Here is a 17,200-nt window from a genome sequence, read left to right as displayed (position 1 = left end):
TTCTATGACAATCGCCCGATCCAGCGGGGATCGTGTGACGGGCGATCAATCCAGCAACTTGTCCAGCGTGATCGGGAAGCGCCGGATGCGCTTACCGGTGGCGTGATAGACTGCGTTCGCGATTGCCGCAGGCACGCCGACGATGCCGATTTCACCGATGCCCTTGACGCCCAGCTTGTTGATCCGGTCGTCGGGTTCGTCGACGAAGATGACGTCGATGTCGTGAACGTCGGCATTCACGGGAATGTGGTACTCGGCGATGTTCGCGTTCATGATCCGGCCGAAGCGGTGATCCATCACCGTCTCCTCGTGCAGTGCCATTCCGATGCCCCAGACCACGCCGCCCATGATCTGGCTGCGGCCGGTCTTGGTATTGAGGATCCGTCCGGCTGCGACCGCGCTCACGACGCGCGTGACGCGGATGACGCCTAGTTCTTCGTCAACCTTGACCTCGGCGAAGACCGCCGAATGGGTGTTGCGCGCGTGCGACTTGTCCTGCGCGAAATGATTGAGCTTCTGCTTCTCGATCCGCTCGAGCTTGCCGTGGCGCATCGCATCGGCGATCGAGACGGCACAAGCCTTGTCGCCGGCCTTGGCGATCGTGCCGTCGACAAGGATCACGTCGGGCGCATCGACGCCGCCGAGGGGCGAGGCGGGCATCGCCTTGGCGAGCCGTGCGAGCTCCTGGCGAATGTCTTCGGCCGCGCCCAGCACGGCGTGCGCGGCCGACGCCGCCATCCAGGAACCGCCTTCGACAGGGGCCTGCGGCAAGGTCGAGTCGGCAAGCTTCACGTCGATATTCTCGATCGGCAGCCCGAGGGCGTCGGCGGCCACCTGTGCCACGATGGTGTAGGTGCCGGTGCCGATATCGGAGGCGGCGCAGGATACTTCGGCATGGCCGTTCGACGTCAGCACGATGCGGACGGCGGCCGGCATCTGAAGCGCCTCCCACACCCCCGTCGCCATGCCCCAGCCGACCAGCTCCTTGCCGTCGCGCGTGGAGCGCGGCGCAGGATTGCGCCGGCCCCAGCCGAACGCTTCCGCGCCGCGGGCGTAGCATTCGCGCAGCTGCTTGCTGGTGTAGGGCAGGTCTTCGCTCTGGTCGCGGTCCGAATAGCACTTCAATCGCAGCTCGATCGGATCGAGCTTGAGCGCGACGGCCAATTCGTCCATGGCGCATTCGAGCGCGCAGACGCCGGAGGCGGCGCCGGGTGCGCGCATGTCGCAGGGTGTGGAGAGGTCGAGATCGACGAGCTTGTGGGAGAAGAGGCTGTTCGGGCTCTTGTACAGCTGTTCCGCCCAGCCGGTGTCATTGCGCGAAAAATCCTCGTAGCGCGAAGTCACGGCAGTGGCCTCGTGCGTGACGGCATCGAGCGTGCCGTCGGGCCTTGCGCCGAGCGCGACACGCTCAATGGTCATCGGCCGGTAGCCGAGCCCGTACATCTGCTGCCGTGTCAGCACGACACGGACGGATCGCTTGAGTTCGAGCGCGGCAAGCGTCGCCAGCACCACCTGGTATTGCGGCCGCAATCCGGAGCCGAAGGCACCGCCGACATAGGGCGAGACCACGCGGAGATCATCGTGCCTCTTGTTGAACACACTGCATAGATATTTGTGGACGTTCTGGACACCTTGCGTCTTGTCATAGACGGTAAGCCTGCCGCTGCCGTCGCGGACCACCGTGGTCGCATAGAGCTCCATCGGGTTATGGTGCTCGGTCGGCAGGACATAATCCGCCTGGTGCCGCACAGCGGCCCCAGCCAGCGCCGCGGCGGCGTCGCCGCGCGGCCTGTGCGGCCGATCCACTTTGCCGGCTTTGCCATGTTCGGATTCGAGATCGGTTGCAAATGCCTCCCGGTCGTATTCAACGCGCACGCGGGTCGCAGCGAATTTAGCGGTTTCCCAGTCATCCGCCACGACGAGCGCGATGGGCTGGCCGTTGAACCAGATCCTGTCGTCATAGAGCGGGCGGAAGGGCGAGCCTTTCTCCGGCGCCACCTCGTCCTTCCAGGCATCGTCATTGTCGGCGAGGGGCGGACGATGCGCATGCGTGAGCACGTCGACCACGCCCTTCACTTGCAGCGCGTCGCTGGCGTCGAGGCGAGCGATACGTCCGCGCGGAATCGTGGCCTCGACAACGAAGCCATGGAGGAGGCCGTCTGCCGGGAATTCGCCGGCATATTTGGCGGCTCCGGTGACCTTGGCGCGGCCATCGACGCGGGACGTTGGCGTTCCGACATAGGCGTTCATCGGTCCCTCACGCGATTTTCTTGTGAGCCTGTGATTGTGGCGTGGCGCTCGCGGCCTGTATCAGCGTACGCACGATGGCGCGGCGTGCGAGCTCGATCTTGAAGCGGTTATGTGCGCGGGCCGTTGCCCCGTGCAGCAGCAGATCGGCCGCGCGCGAGAAGTGGTCCGGCGTCGCTGCCTGGCCGCGCAACGCCGCTTCGACCTCAAGGCTGCGCCAGGGCTTGTGAGCCACGCCGCCGAGCGCCAGGCGGGCTTCGCTGATCGCGTTGCCATCCAGTTCGAGCGCGGCCGCGACCGAGACCAAAGCAAAAGCATAGGACAGCCGGTCGCGGATTTTCAGATAGCTGTAGTTACGGGCAAAGCCATGCTTGGGAAGTTCGACGGCCGCGATGATCTCGCCGGTGCCGAGATTTGTGTCGACATGGGGCTTGTCCTCCGGGAGCCGATGGAAATCGGTCAATGCGATTGTGCGCCGGCCGGAGGGACCTGCGATGTGCACGAGCGCACCGAGCGCGGCAAGTGCTACGCTCATGTCGGACGGGTTGGTCGCGATGCAGGACGCGCTCGTACCGAGGATTGCGTGGTTGCGGTTGAGGCCGTCGATTGCCGAGCAGCCGCTGCCGGGCTCTCGCTTGTTGCAGGGCGTCGCCGTGTCATAAAAGTAGGCGCAGCGCGTGCGCTGCATCAGGTTGCCGCCAACGGAGGCCATATTGCGCAATTGAGCGGAAGCGCCGGCGAGGATGGCGGCGGCGAGCAGGGGATAACGCTGCTCGACAAGCGGATGGTAAGCGAGGTCTGAATTCGGTACCAAGGCGCCGATGCGCAGGCCTCCGTCGGCCGTCTCCTCGATGTCGCGGAGCGGCAGGCGGGAGATGTCGATCAGCCGGGAGGGCCGCTCGACATTTTCTTTCATCAGGTCGATCAGATTGGTGCCGCCGGCAATCAGCTTGGCGCCGGGATCGGCGGCCAGCAAGCGGATCGCATCGGCGATGTCGGTGGCGCGGGAATATTGGAAGTTGTTCATGGCCGGCCCATTGCCTGCTGGATCGCAGCGACGATGTTCGGATAGGCGCCGCAACGGCAGAGATTTCCGCTCATCAGCTCTCTGATCTCGTCGGCATCCCGGGCGCGGCCTTCGGCCAGAAGGCCCGCGGCCGAGCAAATCTGTCCCGGCGTGCAATAGCCGCACTGAAAGGCGTCGTGGTCGATGAACGCCTGCTGCACAGGATGAAGCGTTCCGTCCTTGGCAAGGCCTTCGATCGTCGTGATCTCGGCGCCGTCCTTCATGACGGCGAGCGTCAGGCAGGAATTGACGCGCCGACCGTCAACCAGCACGGTGCAGGCGCCGCATTGGCCGTGATCGCAGCCTTTCTTGGTGCCGGTCAGCGCAAGATGGTCACGCAGGGCATCCAGAAGCGTGGTCCAGGGCACGAGATCGAGCGTGTGGCCGACGCCATTGACGACGATATGAACTGGAATGCGTTCGGGAATCTCGTGCGTGACATCGCTCATGTCCTGCTCCCTGCGACGGCGACCGAGCCGAGACGTCAGCCGAACTGACGCGGAGGCACCGTCGCCTCCGCTTGCCAATGGCGTCCAACTTACAACCGGCCGCTTGGTTCCCTGCCGGGAATTATGGCGCCCGCGACACAGTGTCAGCGCTTGGCTTCGCCGAAAACCACCGTCGGCACCGCGCGGTTGACGATCTCGCGCAGCGCGAAGCTCGATTGGACCCGCGCCACGCGCGGCAGGCGCGACAACTCGGTACGGTGGATGCGCTCGAAATCCTGGATGTCGCGGGCGAGCACGATCAGGATGTAGTCGTCGGTGCCGGACATCAGAAAGCAGCGCACGACGGACGGGCATTTCACCACCTCGGCCTCGAACGCCTTCAGTGCCTCGTCGCTCTGGCTCTCCAGCGCAATGCGGACCAGCACCGTCGTGGTGAGGCCGAATTGCGCGAGATCGAGCGCAGCCTGGTAGGCCTGGATGTAGCCGTCGTCCTCCAGCGCCTTCTGCCGCCGCGCCAGCGCCGTGCTTGATAGCCCGACCTTCGTGGCGAGCTCGGTGTGGCTGGCCCGCGCATTGGTGGTGAGTTCCGCGAGGATGGCGAGATCTTTCCGGTCGAGGGCCAAGGTTTCGTTTCCAGCGTGAAAGGGCGTTTGCACGCCGGAAACCGGCGCGGGGAGGTCGAAGCTAGCGGATATTTGCACGAAACCAAACTGGCCCGATCGCTACGATGACGGGGTGAATCAGGACGTTGGAAGGAGCCCAAAATGCGCGTCGGTGTGCCCAAGGAGATCAAGGTGCAGGAATATCGCGTCGGGCTCACCCCGGGCGCCGTACGCGAATATGTCGCGGCTGGGCACCAGGTGACGGTCGAGACCGGCGCCGGCAGCGGCATCGGCGCTTCCGACGAGGTGTACCAGCGGGCAGGGGCCGCGATTGCCGAGAGCGCCCGCGACATCTTCGCCAGCTCCGACATGATCGTGAAGGTGAAGGAGCCGCAGAAAAGCGAATGGGCCCAGCTCCGCGAGAGCCAGATCCTTTTTACCTACCTCCATCTTGCGCCGGATCCCGAACAGGCCAAGGGCCTGCTCGCTTCCGGTTGCACTGCGGTCGCCTATGAGACCGTCACCGACGCGGCCGGTCACCTCCCCCTGCTTGCGCCGATGAGCGAAGTCGCCGGCCGCCTCGCCGTCGAAGCCGCCGGCGCCGCGCTCAAGCGATCGGTCGGCGGCCGCGGGGTGCTGCTCGGCGGTGTGCCCGGCGTGCAGCCGGCGCGCGTCGTCGTGCTCGGCGGCGGCGTGGTGGGAACGCAGGCGGCGCGCATGGCGGCGGGCCTCGGTGCGGAAGTCACTGTGATCGACCGCTCGATTCCCCGTCTACGCGAGCTGGACGATGTGTTTCTCGGGCGGGTGCGCACCCGCTTCTCGACCATCGAAGCGGTCGAGGACGAGGTGTTCGCCGCCGACGTCGTGATCGGGGCGGTGCTGGTGCCGGGCGCCAGCGCACCAAAGCTCGTCACGCGCGCGATGCTCAAGTCGATGCGGCCGGGCGCCGTGCTGGTCGACGTCGCGATCGACCAGGGCGGCTGCTTCGAGACATCGCATCCGACCACGCACGCCGATCCGACCTATCAGGTCGACGGCATCGTGCATTATTGCGTCGCCAACATGCCGGGCGCGGTGCCGGTGACGTCGAGCCAGGGGCTGAACAACGCAACGCTGCCATTCGGCCTGATGCTCGCCAACAAGGGCTTTGCCGCGGTCCTGGAAAATCCGCATTTGCGCAACGGACTGAACGTGCATCGTGGCCGCATAACCAACAAGGCGGTTGCCGAGAGCCTCGGGCTGGAATTTGCTCCGGTCGAGAGCGGCCTCGCCGCGTAACGGCTACACTGATTTGCGGTGGCGGCTGCCGAGCGCGGCCTCGATCGTTTCCGGACGCTCGATCCGTTCGATCGGCATGTCGATGCGATCACCGCCCCAGAACAGCTCGCCGTTGAACACCATGGTCGGCACGCCGAACACGCCGAGTGCTTCGGCCTCGTCGATGATGCGGTCGTGCTCGGCGCGGGCAGGGCCGTTGACGTAGGCTTCGAACTCGGGCGCCTTGCCACCGCAAGATTTGATGACGTCCGTGATTGCGGCGAGATCGTCGATCTCCAGCTCATGGCTCCAGAATTTGCGGAACACCGTGTCGTGATAAGGGCGGAAGAAGCCGTGCCGCTGTACGAACAGCATTCCAACGCTGGAATAGAAGGCGTCGTAGATGCGACGCGGCCCCTTCATGACGAGCCCTTGCGCATTGGCATAGCGCCGCGCGTCCATATAGGCGTAACGCACCTTGCGCCAGAAATGCGGCGTGCGCTCCTCGACCGTCCCCATGAATTCGGCGACGCGCAGCGTATAGGGCAGCCATTCGAGCTCGACGCCGTGCGCCTCCTCGAGCGAAAATAGCCGCTTGTTGGCCACGAACGCGTAAGGGCTCTTGTAGTCGGTGTAGACGCGGACAATTGGCCTGGGCATTGGCGGCTTCCTCTTTCTTCCTTCTCCCCTTGTGGGAGAATGGGGTTCTATGTACCGCATTGAAGCAACTAAAGAAACCGACGCTTGCGTCCGGCCTGCGTCCCTTGCAGCCAGTTCCGCGCGCTGAGGTCTGCGACCACGCTGCAGTCCTGTGAATAAGCGGGAGAAACGCCGTAATCCTCGCGTCGCAACCCACCATTGTGCCACCGTGTCGGCTCCCGATTCGCTTGGCAGTAGGGGCTTTGGATGATTTCAGACGAAGAGATGTTTCGCAATGTCGCCGCAGACAGCATGGCGCAGGGGTTTATCGTGGAGATTTTGCTAGCCCGCTACCTTGGTGAATTGTTGCCCGCTGACCGAATAGAAATCGTTGAGACGCTTACCAAACAGGGCAAGAGAACGGACCAGTTTGCCGGACTGATTAAGGATGATGACAAGGCCGCCGAGAAGTTTGCGGACGTAGTCGTAAAGATGCACCAAGCCCTTGACGATTTGATCTATCGCGCCGTGAGGCGAGTGGTTGCGGGCTCGAAGGGGTCATCCTAACTCCACACGCTTCTCGCAGGGGTCCTTTTCTCAATGGGCGGAAGCAAACAGAAGCGCCGCGCGCATGCAGCCGTACTGGACGGTTGTCCGTGGTGCATCTACTGCGGCGGCGACATGCCTGCGACGACTGTCGATCATGTCCCGCCGATTATAATGTTCGCGCAGCGCCGACGTCCGAAAGGCCTTGAATTTGGAAGTTGCGAACCGTGCAACGGCGGCACCAAGCACGCTGATCTGGTCGCGGCTATGATCGGCCGTTCGATGCCGGATTCGGAAACGGAAGCGGGCCGCGCGGAGATCAAGGGCATCTTTTCGGCCGTCAATAATAACATTCCCGGACTTCTGCAGGAAATGCACATCCCTCGCGAGCAGCAGTCGGCTGCAGGATGGCGTGAGGAAAATGGCGGCCTGCTTCGGGCCAATGGGCCGCTGGTTGCATCTCACATGCAAACCTTCGCGTTCAAGATCGGGTTTGCCCTCTACTACGAACTGACCAAGACAATTCTGCCGAAGACCGGCGGCATTGTTGCGCGGTGGTTTTCGAATGTTGACCGTCTCGATGGCACGTTTCCCCAGTCCGCTTTTGAACACCTGCTGCCGCCGACCACGTTGCGTCAAGGAAAGTTCGAGGTCTCGGATCAGTTCGAATATCAGTGGCGGCTCGCGGAGGGTGAGCGCATGGCGATGTTTCTCGCCACCTTTCGTCATTCGTTCGCGGTGCTCGCTTTCGCGGCGGTCGATAGAGGCATGTTGGACGTCGAGACCAAGCATCCGTTTGAGATCTGCGCGCCCGGTGAACTGACGACCATTCTCCGCCGCGAAACGAAGACCGGCAGCACGGAGCGGTTATGACTATCTCTGTAGGATCGCCAGAACTCGACGCCATCGCTGATCGTGTCGCGGCCGAATACGCCGCCGAAAAAGCGGCGGCGGCGCGCTTCGAAGCCGAGATCGCAGAAGCCAAGCGAGGACAAGTCGAGATCGTCAAGAACAGGGGCGCGGCCAAGATTGCGCTCGGCATATGCTTGGCGGCCGTGGCCGGGGGTTTTCTGGCTCCGTCAAACTATTGGGGCTCAATGATCGGCAGCGCAGCGCTGGTGATCGGAGCAATCATTGCAATCTGGATTTATGACAGTCTTGGACGCGAAGGGCGATGGCTCCGGCAAGAAGAGTTGGCGCGAGAAGGTTTGAGACGGTGGCAGCAAACTTTAGCTGCGCGCGAGATTTCAAACTGAAGCGCTATCAATCAGCCAACAGTCCCGCCCTCTGCTATCATCCCGGCATGACGCCGCACGATCAGGAACGATTCGCCAAGCTGATCACCGACTTTGTCGAGTCGTGTGAATTCGAAAAGCCCTTCCATCTCGTGGTGATCGACGGACGCGGCACGGCCTCTGTCACCCGCTACGGTCCGCACGGCGTCGAACAGGTCTGCAGCGGCCCGGCGAAGGCGAACCGGCTGCGCATGATCCCGCCGCTGGTCGTATCCGTGATCTCGTCGGACGGCTGCGGCAAGGCGGCCAAGATCGAGGTCGTGGCGGCGGCAAGGCCGACGATGCAATAGGCAGCGGGATTGCTCGCCGCACCTTTAGCTGTTCATGGCCAAAGTTACCTTCTTGTTTCCACCATCACCAGTCCCCAAAGTTGCGCCCGGCGATTCACACGTTGGGGGCAGGAATGGAAGTTGTTCAATGGATTGTTGCGGCTGCCACTGCGGTCTTCGTTGCGCTGGTTGGCTTCTTCCAGTGGCGCACGGCTCAAGACAAAGCCGCTCTCGACCTTTTCGAGAGACGCCACGAGATTTTTTTAATCGTCCGAAAGGCTGTCGGCCAGATGGTCAGTTCGTCGCCGGGGTTCGATCAGGCACGCGAAATGGAGTTTCTAGAAATGATGGAGCGAGCCTATTTTTTCTTCGGTGGCGACGTTCAGGACTATCTCAAAAAGCTGTGGGACGACATTTTGAACGTTCGGACCGCAGACACTGAAATGCAGGGCAATCTTTCGCAGGGAGATCGGCAGCGGGTGATTGCCAGTCGACGGGAGGCGCTAGACCGCATCGCCGAATTCTACAAGACCGGTCAGCCGCTGTTCGCGCGCTACATGCGGTTCTCTCGCAGAATCTGGTGACCGCCGCCGGATATTCATCGCGCCATCACCGCCAACGCCACCATCACGATGATCGTCCTGTCAACTCGCGTCTTGGCAGCGCTGCCAAGACGGGACCGAAAGGAAGCGAACGTCCTTGGGAACGTCCGTCTTCCTAGCGCTAGGAAGATGGCTGACAGGAGCGGCTTCCCACCTGTCAATTCGCGTCTTGCTAACGTTAGCAAGGCAGGCTGACAGGAGCGGCACGCATCACTTCACGGTCGCGCGCTGCTCGGCCTTCTCAATCGCCGCCAGCGGATCGGGCTCGTATTTTGACAAACCGGCGGCCTTCAACCGCCCCAGCAGCGCAAGGGCCTCGGGCGAATCGGCGTAGACCACGGCCGATTCCCATGGTTGCAGATTCAGCGAATCGATTTGCGCGCAGAAGGCGGCGTAGCGGCCAACAGCCTCCCACGGCTGACGGACGAGCTTGCCGTCGATCTGCTTTTTGCGGGCGGGACTCTCGCGGCGGGCGGCTACAATGGCGCGCGTCATCGCATCGCGGTCGGTGTCAGTGATCATCGCGGGCCTCCAGCAGACGCTGGCGTTCGTAGTAGGAGCGGGGCGGCTCCGGCTCGACCGGCTTCGTCGCCACGCGGCCGGCGGGGTTGATGTTCAACCGTCGCGCCAGTGTCGTGCAGGCGCGCAGTTGTCCCAGCCAGATCGGCAGCCACGGGCTCGGCTTGTCGCCGGTCGGGCTGCTGATGACGGGCGTGGCATCCAGTTCGCCGGCTGCGCGGCGCTCGGCGACCACGGCACGGGCATAGGCGGCAATGGTGGCGATGTCGGCCGGCAGGAAGTGGGACGGCGGGGAGCCCAAGACGACGTTGACGAACTCGGCCTTCTCCAGCTCATTGAGATCGGCCGGCGGCGGGATTTGGGACCGCGTCGAGCCGTTGGCGGCGAAACCGGCGGAGGCGGCGGCTTGGCGGGGCATTGACGTTCTTCCTTCAGAAATTCTGACTCGCCGGGCGGGCTCCATAAACAGGTGCGGATTGAGCTGGGGAATCAGGTGGGGAATCGGCGACGGATTCTTTGGATTGCCGATTGTTCAATAGGTGCCGGGCTTTAGATAAACTTCGACGCGCCGGGGGCGATGTTACACCCATGTTACACCTGATGTGCCACGTGAGAGGATGGCCTCGGTCATCACGATGATCGCCCCGGTTGAATTTCGGTTCCATCACAGTTCCAAGAAATTGTACCTCAATTGGAAGAATTTACTATGGAGCCGATTCAAGGTTCCAGCTTCAACCGCAACGCCTACTACGGGTGGTAGCAAGTTCCGTGCGCCGCCGCGCGGGAATTGGCTGCCTCCGTAAAAAACGGGAGGTCCCCCCCGGCCCCGTTGTTTGCCAAACGGGCCAGCCAGCCCCGCCGGCCTGTTTTGCAGGGCCTGCAGCTCCTCCGCATCATCGAGCCTCGATCCAACGCACGGGCGGCCTTCCTAGAGCCTCGGCCTCCCGCGGCTGTAAGTCGCTGATCCCATTGGGCGATTTCCAACACTGTCTCACATCCCTAACTGTTTGATCGGATTGAACTATTTGCCATCGGCGATAGGTCCGAACCACGACACAAGAGAGGGGAACTCCGGAGAATAATCTACTGGCTTTTTGTTAGCGGTTCCATTTGGGCCGCGAACCGGCTTACGCCATTTGATAGGACAATCGCGTAATACAACCTAAAGTGCGTTTTCCTATTGTAGGAAAACGGACTTCCGTTTTCGCATCATGAGAAAACGGGCCGCCTGTTTCTGTTTCCTATCATAGGAAACAGCGAGCGATCACTCGCGCGGCAAATCCGGAAACAGCAAATCGAGCAGCCGTTCGCGCTGGTCGTCGCTCAACTGATCGAACAGCGCGGCCAGCTCGGTGCAGTCCTGCTTGAGCTGCACGATGGTCGCCGCGCCCATGATCGCCATCGCTTCGGCATCGAGCCTGTCCGCTCGCTCACCCATGCCGGCCTCGCAGCGGCAGCGCCGGCAGATCGATGACGCGCGCTGACCGTGCCCGCTTGGCCCGCTGTTCCGCGAGGTACTTCGCCCGGTGCTTGGCCCTGATCGGCCCCATGATCTTCTCGTCAATCGGGTAATCGACTGCTCGCAGGATCGGGTTATGCAAATCGGCGTCTCGCTTCACGCCGTCGGCGCTGTCGTCGTCGGTATAGAAAAATTCCTCGGCGGGTCGGATCTGAGCCTTCGCGATCTCGTCGCGCAATTGCTTGCGAATCTGAGCGACGAATTGCGCCGTGGCATCTCGACGCGCGTCGGCGATCACCTTGTGCTCGGTGAGCGCGTTGGCAACGCTGTCAATCCGCGCATGGCACTTCGCCAGTTCATCACGGACGATCTGCTTCACCTCTTCGATGGTGGGCGGTGCTGGCTTGGCCGGCATACCGCGCGACCATGCCGTTAGGAATCCATCGTCGTCATGGATGCGGCGCTCGACCTTGACGTCAGCGGTTCGCGCCAGCGTCTCGCGGGCTTCATCGAAGATTGCTCGGGCTCGATCATCCATCACGTCACCATGCCGCGTTCTCGATCCACGCCACCGCACCCGGTGCCACGGACCACGTCAATCGCGCGATGCACTTCAGCGCGAAACTGTCGGTCTGAAACATCGAGACCACGGGCGCAGCGATGGTGGCCGGCGCGCCCGGCATTGCGATCTGCTCGGCGGGGTCGGCCATGTGCAACACCGCCGACTTGCTGGTCTCGATCACCGGCACGCCTTCGCCCGCGACGACAAAGCCATCGGGCGCAATGGCGATCACGGTGCCAGCCGTGAGGGTCTTGGCCTCGATCACCCTGTGCTTGAAGTTCGGCCACGGCTGCGTCTGCAGCGCCAGTGCCTGCTCGGGCGCGGCAATGAAAGCGACGTTCTTGGTGTCGATGCCGGCGGCGGCAATCGCGCCGATCAGTGCGCCCAGATCGTCGGAGATCGACGCGCCTGCGGGGATCGACGCGACGCCGTTCAACAGGCCGGCGGGCGCTGCGGCGGTCGCCGGATCTGCGCTAAGCAACACCTTCGCGCCACCATCGCCCACCGCGATCTTAATGACGTGCGAGATCACCACGCTGGCAATTGGCGCAGAATAGTTTTCCAATTCGTTCGACAGCGCGCTGATCAGCGCGACTTTCTTGATCGGACCGATGAGCAGACCTTCGAACGCGCCTTGCCCGACCGGGATCGGGAAACCCTCTTCGACAAACACTGCATTGCTGAAACTGCCCGGCAGCGGAAACGAGAACTGCGACACGCCGGTGAGATCGATCTTGACCGCCAGATCGAGGATCTCGGTGAGTGCGCTGTCCGGTGCCAGCGTCATCAGCGCGGCGACGGTATCGCCCGAAAAGTCGGCGGCCTTCATCGGCTCGACCGCACTGCGCAGCTCCAGCCGGATCTCGTCGGCACTGGTCTTGCGCATCCGCGCCAGCGTCTTGATGGTCGCATCGTTGACGAACGATCTGCGCCATTCGCGCGCGGCGGCGGTCACGTCGGGTCGAAGCGGGATGGGGCGCTGTGTGTTCATGCCGGCAGGATGGCACGGCTTTCGGGCGGTCGATGAAGTAGGGTCACGGATTATTCTTTGGGCCGTCCAGATCCGTAAAGTTTACGGATTCACCGCTTCTCCGCCTCCGCCGCTTCCGTCAGGCCGCGCGTGATGGCCTCGCCGATCTTGCGCTCATCGTCGGCGTCGACGTCATCAAGCCAGTGGACGCCGCGCACCAGATAATCCAGCAGCACCGGCCCGACCTTCACCGGCGCGATCACGACATGGTCGGCGACATTCTGCCGGTAGCGACGCTGCGCCAGCCGTCGCCGTTCGCGCTGGTCGGCGCGTGTTCGGCGGCGGGATGGTGGGCGGTCGTGCATCAGCGGACAGCGCCACCAACAAGCGGAGCCGGGGCGTCGTCGGCTTCGTCGTCGTTTTCGCCACCATCCTGCACTTCCACGATGTGAAAGGTCATGTCCGAGATCAGCGCGCCACTGACCCTGTATTGGTCGCTGAACGTGTCATGCAGCCGTTGATGTTCCTCGTCCGATGCGGCGCGCCCATCGGCTTCCAGAGCGTCCAAGGCGTCGTCAAGATCATTGGCGGCGGCATAGAACCTGTAGCTATACGCGGCAGCGTACTCTTGCAGCTTCTCCTTCGAGGAATTGATCTTGACGACTTGGACATACTCGGCGTGCGAAACAGTCCATTCGTCGTCGTCTCTCTCGCCACCGCATTGAACGAATTGCAGTAGAGCAAACATCGGTCGTCTCCCTCTCGTGCCGCCGGCATCCGGCCGGCGCGGTTGTCGCGGCCCACCCCCCTGCATGCATGCCCCTGCAGGCTGCATGCAGGGGGTATGGGGGGGCGCGTACAGGGGTGCGTGCAGCATGCGTGCAGGGAGCGTGCAGGGGCGAAAACCCTTGTGCCGCAGCGGTTTCTTTGAATTTGAGCTGCATCGCGATCTCGATCCCGCGTGTGCAGCATGCGTGCAGGCGTGCAGGGCGCGAAAAATTGCTGACAGGCCAGACACTTATTGCCTGCACGCTTATTTTGTGTGCAGGGACGACGCGCTGATGCGTGCAGGGAGCGTGCAGGGTCATTGGACCCCCCGGCGCACGATGCGGATGGTGCTACGCGAAGCCGCGCCATACGGCTCCACCGCGATCTTGACGGCGGCGATCAGCCGGTCGAGCGCGTCGGCGAAATGGTCGCGTCCGAAGTGCGCCTTCTTGGCTTCCGCCATCTTCGCGAACACGCTCGGCGCATAGTTGTTGGCGGTCTGCTTCGGACTCACGTTCTCGCCCTTCGCCGTGAACCTGTCGAGTAATTGCAGGAAGAGCGCATCGGCCGCCGCATTGCGGGCCGCCTGTTCCGGCGCGCTCGGAGCCCGCACCGGCACGTACAGGCCGTTCGACCATTGCAGTTCGACCCGCTCCGACAGCGCGGAGTAATTGCTCTTCATGAATTCCAGCACGCGGGTGCCGCTCTGGTCGCCATTCTCGGCGATATGCACGAAGGCACGCGCCCGCACGCTGTTGTGCCACTGCGTCGAGCCCGACAACCCGGTCTTGCTGGCGATACCAGCCAGCGAGGGATGGCTCGACATGATGACGTAGCCGCCCGACGCGATAGCGATCTGCCGCATCAGGGCGACAAATTGTCGAACCTGACTGCGGTCGATCTCGCTGCCGCCGTAAACGTCGGCGACGTTGTCGATCACCGTGCAGATCGGCTGCACCTCTTTCACCCGCTCCAGCAGGTTGGCGTAGAGCGGGGTCGGCACGATGCGCCCGCTGCTGCGATCAACCACGGCCAGCAACGGGTCTTGGTTGGCCAGTGAGAATGTGTGTAGGTCGGCCGCAACGTCGCTGAATTTGGCATGATAGTTTTTGAGGATTGGTTCGAGCCGCCGCACCAGCTCATCGCCTTCGTCTTCGCAGTTGACGAGCAGCACCGGCCCCGGCTCGGGCATCGAGCGCAGCCAATCTCGGCCGAGTACGTGGGCGACTGATAGTTGCAGCAGCAACATGCTCTTGCCAACTGCGCCTTCACCCGACAGCAGCGCGACAGTGCGTCGCGGAAAGCGGTCGCGCACGCCCCACTCGCGTTCTGGGATAGGCTCGGTGTCGTACTTGGCGAGATCGAGCCGCAGCAATTCAGGCGGCGGATCGGTCGGCGGTGGCGTCGCCCGGGCTCTGGTCGCTTGTTGTGGCGGTGCTTGGTATCCGTCGTTGTCGTTTGAGCGGCGCAGCGGGGCCGCAGCCTCGGCATTGCGGCGCGCGAGCTGCTTTTCCAGCGCCTCGCACTCGCGAATTTCGGGCAAATACAGGCCACTCAAAGTGAGCCGTCTATTGCGGAAGAGGTACAGATTCCGCGCCTTGTCGAAGGTAAGGCTTTCGGCTCGCTGCAGATTTGCGATCTGGCCCAAGTCGTAATTGGTGAGTTCGAATCTGTCGTCGGCGCTGTTGGTCGGCATTGAATGTATCCGGTTTCCCGGCTACACCGTCACCGCCTGTCCAAGGCGTACAGTGACGATGCAAGCCCATTGCGAATTAAGCGCCGCCTCCGGTCAGTCCCCCTTCCGGAGGTGGTTCGCTTTTTCATTCGCGCGGTGCCTGATCGATTCCTTCCTCAGGTCCGCAGTGTCCGCAGTGGGACGTTCGGCTTGCCCGCCGGGTTCAGCCCGGACTCGGTCCGGGGTCCTATGTGTCAGGCCTCCGCGCTGGCGGCCTTGATGCTGGCACTCTTCGTGCGCGCGGGCTTGTCGCTTGCGGCCTTGGTGACCTTGGCCTTCTCGGCTTTGTCTTTGCGCTTCAGGTTTTTCTTCAGCCATTTGTTTTCGGCTTCGACGGTGATGAGGATGCGGTCGAGCACCTCGGTCTCGTCCGGTCCCAGTCCGCGCTTTTGCAGCTCTCTGTACGCGCCCTCCGAGAGGTCGTTCCTCGCGCAGAATTCGAGCTTCGACCACGACTTGCGCGGGATGCCCTTGGCCCGCAGCGCTTCAGCGTTTATCTCTTTCTTTATGCTGGCCATGCGTTGGACTCCCTCCCTACAAACCTCTCCTCGCCTCATTGAAGGCAGGCACGCAGCCGCGCGCAATGGTTTTCAAAAAGCCAGCCCGCTGGCTTTAGGAAAGGATGATTGAATCGCCTGATGATTTTCCGCGCGTCGCCTTCGAAAAATTCCGCGCGCGTCGCACCGTGCCTCACCGCGCGTCGAAACAGCGGCGCGAATCAGGGGAACTGGCAAAAGCAAAACCCGGCGCGCCCGAGCGCCGGGTTGAGAGTTCGTATGATACGAGGTCTCGCGTCAGCGCGCGAGCCGGATCACGTTGTCCACGACCGGCGCTGCGTCGTCGAGCAGCCCGCTGCGTGTGTCGTCGGCCGCGACGTTGAGATAGCGCGCATAGGTGCGTTCGATCTCGGACGTCGAGGTGTCGTGCGCGAAGGCAACCATGCGCAGATGCGTACCCTTGCGGATCTGGCGGATGATCGACGAATGCCGCAGCACGTAAGGCGTCAGGGTCAGGTCGAGCCCTAGCCGCTGCAGCACGACGCGGAAGCGCGCCGACACATTCCAGATCCGGTCGAACAGCGGACGCCTCGACCCACGCGCTAACGCGCGAGCGCGCAGCATCTGCGCGAGCTTCGGTGTGATCGACAGCGCACGTTGCTCGGGATCGCGATCAGACGTGCCCTTGTTCGAACACCACATCATCAAGCGCGGCGCGTCGGTATCGTCGTCGAGAATGTCGTCGGGCCACAGCTTCAGCGCCTGCGATTCACGGACGCCTGTCCCGGCCAGTGTCTCGATCAGCGCGCCGAAATCAGCGTCCTCGCTCGCGCACGCGCGGACGAGGGCGAGGATGGTGGCATCGGGCAGATAGTAGTTGTCGCGCGGCGGCAACGTGCCGCCCTTGCCCTTCAACGGCTTCAAGCCATCGCGCCATGCGCCCGTGTTGCTGATGCGCTTCCTGTCGCGCTTGGCGGCCAGCGCCAGCGCAGCCTTGAACGACTTGCCGATCCTGTTGGCGCTCGACAGCTTGAGGCCCTTCGCGATCAGCCCATTGCGCCAGTCGCGCAGCTCGGTCTCGGTCAGCAACATGACCACCTTCGCCAGCATCACGGGCGGGACGTGCTTGCGCAGTGAGGTCGCGTTGTATTTCGCGCCGCCGCGCGCTGCCAGATCGGTCTCGTAGGCGTCGATGGCTTCGCCGACCGTCACCGGCTTATCGCTGTCGCCTTCACTGCCGCGCGCCAGCTTCAGCGCGCGCTGCTGCGCCTGATGGTAGGACATGACGCTGATGCCGTTGGCCTCCTCGAAATCGTCAGCGAGCGCGAACCGCTTCAACCATCCCGCTTCGACGCTCCATGTGCCGGGCGCGTCGCGGCGTGCTTCGCCTTCCACGACTCGTCCCGCGTTGCGCCGATAGGCGAGGAAGATGCCCGGCGCGATCAGCACCTTGTACGGCTTGCGCTTCGCCGGCAGCTTGAGTCGGTTGGTTCGGTTCTTCAGCTTTTCGGAATAGATGCTGCGTGCCATGTGCGGCGGTGCCCCTTCGTGCCCGTCAAAATGTCCCTAAACCGTAGGTGAGGCCCCTTGGGGCTCAGTGAGGTTATATGGGGAAGACCTCAGACATCTCAAGCAGTTAGGTGTGGACAATAGCACGACGTGAGGCATAATGGGGTGCAATTTCTCCCCTTGCGGGAGAAGGTGGCGCGAAGCGCCGG

The 17,200-nt window shown here is 63.0% G+C and carries 21 protein-coding genes; 6 read left to right on the top strand and 15 right to left on the bottom strand.

Annotated elements, in window-relative coordinates:
• Nucleotides 1-45: 45 nt before the first annotated feature.
• The 4 genes from ACVJ5M_RS34115 to ACVJ5M_RS34100 form a co-directional block, all read right to left on the bottom strand.
• The gene (locus tag ACVJ5M_RS34115) at nt 46-2,250 is read right to left on the bottom strand and encodes a xanthine dehydrogenase family protein molybdopterin-binding subunit (protein WP_063984505.1); all 2,205 of its coding nucleotides are present in this window, start codon (nt 2,248-2,250) and stop codon (nt 46-48) included.
• 7 nt (nt 2,251-2,257) lie between these two features.
• On the bottom strand, nt 2,258-3,274 hold the full coding sequence (locus ACVJ5M_RS34110; RefSeq protein ID WP_231144477.1) for an FAD binding domain-containing protein: 1,017 nt from the start codon (nt 3,272-3,274) through the stop codon (nt 2,258-2,260).
• Entirely contained in the window at nt 3,271-3,762 is a 492-nt protein-coding gene (locus ACVJ5M_RS34105; protein ID WP_063984503.1) for a (2Fe-2S)-binding protein, read from the bottom strand. The genes ACVJ5M_RS34110 and ACVJ5M_RS34105 overlap by 4 nt, the downstream gene beginning before the upstream one ends.
• Nucleotides 3,763-3,905: 143 nt before the next feature.
• On the bottom strand, nt 3,906-4,385 hold the full coding sequence (locus ACVJ5M_RS34100; RefSeq protein ID WP_028150288.1) for an Lrp/AsnC family transcriptional regulator: 480 nt from the start codon (nt 4,383-4,385) through the stop codon (nt 3,906-3,908).
• A 141-nt stretch (nt 4,386-4,526) separates the two neighbouring features.
• Here ACVJ5M_RS34100 and ald point away from each other — a divergent pair, with 141 nt between their 5' ends.
• Nucleotides 4,527-5,642, top strand: coding sequence for an alanine dehydrogenase (gene ald / locus ACVJ5M_RS34095; protein WP_063984502.1), 1,116 nt, complete (start codon nt 4,527-4,529; stop codon nt 5,640-5,642).
• A gap of 3 nt (nt 5,643-5,645) precedes the next feature.
• On the opposite strand, the gene ACVJ5M_RS34090 is transcribed toward ald, so the two are convergent.
• Nucleotides 5,646-6,281, bottom strand: a complete 636-nt coding sequence (locus ACVJ5M_RS34090; RefSeq protein ID WP_063984501.1) for a 2-hydroxychromene-2-carboxylate isomerase — start codon at nt 6,279-6,281, stop codon at nt 5,646-5,648.
• Between the two features lie 246 nt (nt 6,282-6,527).
• On the opposite strand from ACVJ5M_RS34090, the gene ACVJ5M_RS34085 reads away from it, so the two are divergent.
• From ACVJ5M_RS34085 to ACVJ5M_RS34065, 5 genes are all read left to right on the top strand, one after another.
• On the top strand, nt 6,528-6,827 hold the full coding sequence (locus ACVJ5M_RS34085; RefSeq protein ID WP_354099356.1) for a hypothetical protein: 300 nt from the start codon (nt 6,528-6,530) through the stop codon (nt 6,825-6,827).
• A gap of 33 nt (nt 6,828-6,860) precedes the next feature.
• Complete coding sequence (locus ACVJ5M_RS34080) at nt 6,861-7,679, top strand: hypothetical protein (protein WP_354099355.1); 819 nt, start codon at nt 6,861-6,863, stop codon at nt 7,677-7,679.
• Nucleotides 7,676-8,062, top strand: a complete 387-nt coding sequence (locus ACVJ5M_RS34075) for a hypothetical protein (RefSeq protein WP_354099354.1) — start codon at nt 7,676-7,678, stop codon at nt 8,060-8,062. The genes ACVJ5M_RS34080 and ACVJ5M_RS34075 overlap by 4 nt, the downstream gene beginning before the upstream one ends.
• A 47-nt stretch (nt 8,063-8,109) precedes the next feature.
• The gene (locus ACVJ5M_RS34070; RefSeq protein WP_354099353.1) at nt 8,110-8,391 is read left to right on the top strand and encodes a hypothetical protein; all 282 of its coding nucleotides are present in this window, start codon (nt 8,110-8,112) and stop codon (nt 8,389-8,391) included.
• 113 nt (nt 8,392-8,504) lie between these two features.
• A complete protein-coding gene (locus ACVJ5M_RS34065; RefSeq protein ID WP_354099352.1) occupies nt 8,505-8,954 on the top strand; it encodes a hypothetical protein in 450 nt (149 codons plus the stop codon).
• Nucleotides 8,955-9,182: 228 nt separating this feature from the next.
• Here the strand turns inward: ACVJ5M_RS34065 and ACVJ5M_RS34060 are convergent, their stop codons facing one another.
• The 10 genes from ACVJ5M_RS34060 to ACVJ5M_RS34015 all read right to left on the bottom strand — a co-directional run bounded on the left by ACVJ5M_RS34060 (nt 9,183) and on the right by ACVJ5M_RS34015 (nt 17,012).
• Nucleotides 9,183-9,494, bottom strand: coding sequence for a hypothetical protein (locus ACVJ5M_RS34060; protein WP_354099351.1), 312 nt, complete (start codon nt 9,492-9,494; stop codon nt 9,183-9,185).
• Entirely contained in the window at nt 9,484-9,909 is a 426-nt protein-coding gene (locus ACVJ5M_RS34055) for a hypothetical protein (protein ID WP_354099350.1), read from the bottom strand. The genes ACVJ5M_RS34060 and ACVJ5M_RS34055 overlap by 11 nt, the downstream gene beginning before the upstream one ends.
• 846 nt (nt 9,910-10,755) lie before the next feature.
• The gene (locus tag ACVJ5M_RS34050) at nt 10,756-10,929 is read right to left on the bottom strand and encodes a hypothetical protein (protein WP_354099349.1); all 174 of its coding nucleotides are present in this window, start codon (nt 10,927-10,929) and stop codon (nt 10,756-10,758) included.
• Nucleotides 10,922-11,488 (bottom strand): hypothetical protein, encoded by a 567-nt coding sequence (locus tag ACVJ5M_RS34045; RefSeq protein ID WP_354099348.1) that lies wholly within the window; start codon nt 11,486-11,488, stop codon nt 10,922-10,924. The genes ACVJ5M_RS34050 and ACVJ5M_RS34045 overlap by 8 nt, the downstream gene beginning before the upstream one ends.
• A gap of 4 nt (nt 11,489-11,492) precedes the next feature.
• Nucleotides 11,493-12,503, bottom strand: coding sequence for a hypothetical protein (locus ACVJ5M_RS34040; RefSeq protein WP_456679576.1), 1,011 nt, complete (start codon nt 12,501-12,503; stop codon nt 11,493-11,495).
• Nucleotides 12,504-12,592: 89 nt separating this feature from the next.
• On the bottom strand, nt 12,593-12,847 hold the full coding sequence (locus tag ACVJ5M_RS34035; protein ID WP_354099346.1) for a hypothetical protein: 255 nt from the start codon (nt 12,845-12,847) through the stop codon (nt 12,593-12,595).
• Nucleotides 12,847-13,230 (bottom strand): hypothetical protein, encoded by a 384-nt coding sequence (locus tag ACVJ5M_RS34030; RefSeq protein ID WP_354099345.1) that lies wholly within the window; start codon nt 13,228-13,230, stop codon nt 12,847-12,849. Before ACVJ5M_RS34030 ends, ACVJ5M_RS34035 begins: the two co-directional genes overlap by 1 nt.
• A 336-nt stretch (nt 13,231-13,566) precedes the next feature.
• Nucleotides 13,567-14,946: an AAA family ATPase gene (locus ACVJ5M_RS34025; protein WP_354099344.1), complete on the bottom strand. Its 1,380-nt coding sequence runs from the start codon at nt 14,944-14,946 to the stop codon at nt 13,567-13,569.
• 233 nt (nt 14,947-15,179) lie between these two features.
• Nucleotides 15,180-15,503, bottom strand: a complete 324-nt coding sequence (locus ACVJ5M_RS34020) for a hypothetical protein (RefSeq protein WP_354099343.1) — start codon at nt 15,501-15,503, stop codon at nt 15,180-15,182.
• Between the two features lie 276 nt (nt 15,504-15,779).
• Nucleotides 15,780-17,012, bottom strand: coding sequence for a hypothetical protein (locus ACVJ5M_RS34015; RefSeq protein ID WP_354099342.1), 1,233 nt, complete (start codon nt 17,010-17,012; stop codon nt 15,780-15,782).
• Nucleotides 17,013-17,200 lie beyond the last annotated feature (188 nt).

Source organism: Bradyrhizobium sp. S3.7.6 (assembly GCF_054061875.1).
The sequence above is the reverse complement of the archived record's forward strand: the minus strand, read 5'-3'. Positions and strand labels throughout refer to the sequence as shown.